The sequence below is a fragment of the Nostoc cf. edaphicum LEGE 07299 genome (genome assembly GCF_015207245.1).
GTDB classification, from domain to species: Bacteria; Cyanobacteriota; Cyanobacteriia; order Cyanobacteriales; family Nostocaceae; genus Nostoc; species Nostoc edaphicum_B.
Genome location: NZ_JADEXF010000886.1, coordinates 1 through 2,848 on the forward strand (window position 1 = coordinate 1; position 2,848 = coordinate 2,848).

Consider the following 2,848-nt stretch of genomic DNA (forward strand, 5'->3'; position numbering starts at 1 on the left):
GGCAAACCCACAAAGAAAATTTCATCAAATCGCCCCTTGCGGAGCATTTCCGGCGGTAAAGCTTGAATGTCGTTGGCGGTGGCGACGACAAACACGGGTGAGGTTTTTTCAGCTAGCCAGGTAATAAAAGTGCCAAACACACGGCTGGCTGTTCCGGCATCACCTTTGCTACCAAGCCCAGCAAAGGCTTTATCTATTTCATCAATCCACAAAATACAGGGAGCGAGGGCTTCAGCTACTTGGATCATTTGGCGAGTCCGAGATTCTGATTCACCCACCAAACCACCAAATAACCTTCCCACATCCAAACGTAGCAGGGGTAAATGCCAGTGATGAGCGATCGCTTTTGCTGTTAACGATTTACCAGTCCCCTGAATACCCACCAACATTAAACCACGGGGGTGCGGTAATCCGTACTGTCGCGCTCGATCTGTAAATGAACCTCCCCGCCGAATCAACCAATCTTTCAAGTTATCCAGTCCGCCAATATCAGAAATTTGCTCAGTGGCGGGGTAGAAGTCCAAGATTTGGGTTTGGCGGATAGTTTGGCGCTTTTCTTCCAAAACCAGATCCACGTCTTCTGGTCGCAATTCTCCGTGGGTTGCGATCGCTTTTGCCAAAACCCGGCGAATCCGTTCCATTGAAAGTCCTTGACAAGAGCGCACCAAGTCATCTAAAACTTTGCCAGAAAGGGAGTTAGCAGTGCTTTGTAATAAGCGTTCTACCTCAGTTTTAATTTCTGGGGCGGCGGGTAAGGGAAACTCGACGACTGTCAACACTTCCGTTAAGTCATCAGGGATGGCGATGCGCGGCGACAGTAGGACAATATTTTTTGGTTGCGACTTCAGGAGTCTGGACAAGTTGCGGAGTTTGCGAGCGATCGCTACATCATCTAAAAAGCGATGATAATCTCGGAGAATCAATACCGCAGGTGCGGAAGCTGGTAATTTTTCGATAAATTCTAAAGCTTGTAACGGGTTACGTCGTCCAAAGCCAACATCATTGGGGTTTCCCTGGTAGCCATCGACAAAATCCCACGTATACACTGGGCGATTACCCTGGTTGGTGGCTTCTTCCCGGATAGCTGCTTCTACCCGCTCCTCTTCGTATGTGGGAATATAAATCAAGGGGTAGCGGGCGCGTAGCAGCAGTTTAAACTCTTCACGAAAGTTCATATTTGGCTGTGGTTATTAGTTCTTCTTTCATTGTTCAGGTTTGTATCGCCTCTAACAACTAAAAAACCAATATCTACCAGTTCATAGGAGTTGCCAGTGCGATCGCTCTATGTGAGATATTTTTTAAAGGTGATTGCTCTTTTGTGGTAAATAGAATTTAAATCATTAGGTGATTGATAACATTTAATTTTAGCAAACGTAGTAATCGTCAAAAATCAAATCGAGCTGCTATTGATAATAACTATATCCTGACTATTATTGTTGCTTGTTTATCCCAATATGATTATGTCTCTAAACCCGCTTTTCAATAGCATTTGAGATGCGCTTATGACGATACATTAACTTTAGGAAGGTCAAATTAAGTTGTATTTGCAGTACGGAGAAGAATTGTCGGGGCAATGGAAAAGCCTCTGCGAAATTGAACTGAAGCCTCTATTGAACGTAAATTCACGCCCTTTTGCAGAAGCTCAAAATCTCCTTGGTATTCATTTCGCGCCAGTCAGACTGCCAAATGGTGAAGTTCTCAATGTTGACATCACTTACTCGACGGAGAACCGAGGAATTAGTATTAGAATTTTCAGCAAAGACACCACCCTCCTAATACAGGTTGGAGGCTTCAAGAGACAAGAAATATCTTATACCAATTCTGTATGAAGATGCACATAATAATACCCCCCTGTAGTCGCCCCTTGGCAAGGGGGGACGGCGATAGCCGGGGGGTGAATTATATGCAGCCTCACAAAGAAATGGTATTATGACCCAAATGTAATATTTATAACAGCAAACGTCATTTATGTTTCCGCGATGGGTGGCCTTTGATAAGACATCTCAACAGTGGGAAAATCAGTTTTTAGACGTTCTATTTGGGAGGAGATACAGAGAAGAATTCATCCCCTTAATGATTGTCTTCTAGACATTAGTTATGGATCTGAGCAAGAGGAGGAAGAACTACAATATTGAAGCCATATTATTCGCAATCGAAACTCGCGAATAATATGGCTTGTTTTATTTTTGCAAAATAAGAATGCTCGCTCTCCTTTTATCTTCAAACACTTAATTCTACTCCAGTTAAATTGATAAATCCCTTTTTAAGGAAAATCTTAAAACCCGCTATGTCTAAAGCTACATTTTTGAATGATAAGTTAAGTTCATCGGCTTTAACGCTAATTCCTCCAGATATGGATTCCGCTTCCTTATCAAGTAATTCTACAAACATATTTTCAGTCTTTAAATTTGAAATAAGCATTGAGTTATTCCTGATAATTCTTCAAAATTTTCCAATAGTACGTGATTTTGAGTATCAAATACTAAATATTAATTATTAAGCATGTCAAGAGACAAATCTAAATATGTAACATGACTTAACTTTACATAATTAAAAATCAATTGTGCATCTAGGGTGTGAGCAGACAAAAATTTAATGATCAGCCAGTTGTAGCGAAGCGGTGACCGAGCGCTCCTCGTAGATGTATAACTATTGACTCAGGAGTACAGTGCGCTCAGTCAACAACTGGGAGCATCCCAATTTGGCAAAAAGATGAAGGAGAGGGCAAATAATTAGCGAGTTTCTCTGGCAAATTATTTGGCACTATACTTTCAGTTCCTAGCTTTACTGTGTACCCTATAAGTATAATAATTAACTAATACTTAAAACAAACGCGCTATTATTAGCG

The 2,848-nt window shown here is 41.5% G+C and carries 2 protein-coding genes; both read right to left on the bottom strand.

The annotated features are described in order from the left end of the window. On the bottom strand, positions 1-1,175 hold a 1,175-nt coding region (locus IQ229_RS22180), incomplete at its 3' end, for an AAA family ATPase (RefSeq protein WP_194047441.1). A gap of 1,045 nt (positions 1,176-2,220) precedes the next feature. Beyond that, positions 2,221-2,421 (bottom strand): hypothetical protein, encoded by a 201-nt coding sequence (locus IQ229_RS22185; protein ID WP_194047443.1) that lies wholly within the window; start codon positions 2,419-2,421, stop codon positions 2,221-2,223. Between the last annotated feature and the right edge of the window lie 427 nt (positions 2,422-2,848).